The sequence below is a fragment of the Streptomyces sp. NPDC059456 genome, from assembly GCF_042750055.1.
In the GTDB taxonomy this organism is placed as follows: Bacteria; Actinomycetota; Actinomycetes; order Streptomycetales; family Streptomycetaceae; genus Streptomyces.
Genome location: NZ_JBHYVA010000383.1, coordinates 5595 through 6906 on the forward strand (window position 1 = coordinate 5595; position 1312 = coordinate 6906).

The 1312-nt window shown below is 71.8% G+C and carries 1 protein-coding gene and 1 riboswitch; the gene reads left to right on the forward strand.

Annotated features, from left to right (window positions below):
* Positions 1–255: 255 nt before the first annotated feature.
* Positions 256–415, forward strand: a riboswitch (cyclic di-AMP (ydaO/yuaA leader).
* Between the two features lie 12 nt (positions 416–427).
* Positions 428–1222: a M23 family metallopeptidase gene (locus ACFXA3_RS27500; protein ID WP_385191079.1), complete on the forward strand. Its 795-nt coding sequence runs from the start codon at positions 428–430 to the stop codon at positions 1220–1222.
* The last annotated feature ends 90 nt before the right edge of the window (positions 1223–1312 follow it).

Genomic DNA, 1312 nt, shown 5'->3' on the forward strand with positions numbered 1-1312 from the left:
GCCTCGCCGGGGCGCGCGGTGCGTGGGGGGGGGTGGTCTGGCGGCTCCCCACACCCCCCACACCGCCCCCCCGACCAAGTGGGCTGCGCGGGGTGGCCCCCCCCCCCCCCCCCATTTTGTCCGTTTAGTGGAGAGGTTGCTTGTATGGGGTGTGGCGTACGCAACAAAAAGGCGCGTCTGTTTGGCGATTGACTGATGATCCGCCTAGCGTCGGCCGTGCTGTCCGTCAGTTGTACGCGCCGCATCCGCGGCACCGGGCAGCGATCGCCGAGTCCCCGTCAGGCGCGAGCCTGGGGAGCCGGGGACCCACATGTGTCCCTGGGGTGAATCGGACCGCCTCGTCAGAGGGGGCCCGTAGGAGACCTTCCTGCTCCGAACCCGTCAGCTAACCCGGTAGGCGAGAAGGAAGGAAAGGATCAGCCCCTTCATGGCGTTTGGCAGTCGTGCCGCCGGCAAGCACCGTGGTTCCAGCCGTCTGAGCCGCAAGACCGCCGGCTACGCCGGCATAGCCGCCCTCGCCACCACCGGTGTCGTCGGCTCCCTCGCCGGACCGGCGTTCGCCGCGTCCGACAAGGCCCCCTCCATGGAGGACACCGGCCTGAACGCCGTGGTCACCGCCGCGGACCTCGCGGGCGAGATCGAGGCCCAGGCCGAGGCGCAGCAGAACGCGGCCGACGCCGCGGCCGTCAAGGCGAAGGCCGAGGCCGACGCGAAGGCCCGCGCCGCCGAGGCCAAGCAGAAGGCCGAGGACAAGGCGAAGGCCGAGCGCGAGGCCGCCGAGCGCGCCGCCCGCGAGGAGGAGCGCAAGCGCCTCAACACCTTCGTGGCCCCCGTCGACGGTTCCTACATCAGCACCCAGTGGCACGCGGGCGGCGGTATGTGGTCCTCCGGCAGCCACACCGGCATCGACTTCCACGCGGCCTCCGGCACCTCGGTGCACGCGGTGGGCGCCGGAACCGTGGTCGAGGCCGGCTGGGGCGGCGCGTACGGCAACAACGTCGTCATCAAGCACAACGACGGCACGTACACGCAGTACGGCCACATGTCCTCGCTGAACGTCTCCGTCGGCGAGCAGGTCACCCCGGGCCAGCAGATCGGCCTGTCGGGCTCCACCGGCAACTCCAGCGGCCCGCACCTGCACTTCGAGGCCCGCACCGGCGCCCAGTACGGCTCCGACATCGACCCGGTCGCGTACCTGCGCAGCCACGGCGTCGACGTCTGACCCGAGCACTCCACCGAATGGGCCCCCCGCCCCCCCCCCCGGCCGCGCGGGGGGGGGGGGTCGAAAAACACAGAAAGGACCCCCCCCGCG

Excerpts from the sequence above, each read along its gene's own strand:
- ACFXA3_RS27500 (WP_385191079.1), top strand. The coding sequence starts at position 428 with ATGGCGTTTGGCAGTCGTGCCGCCGGCAAGCACCGTGGTTCCAGCCGT.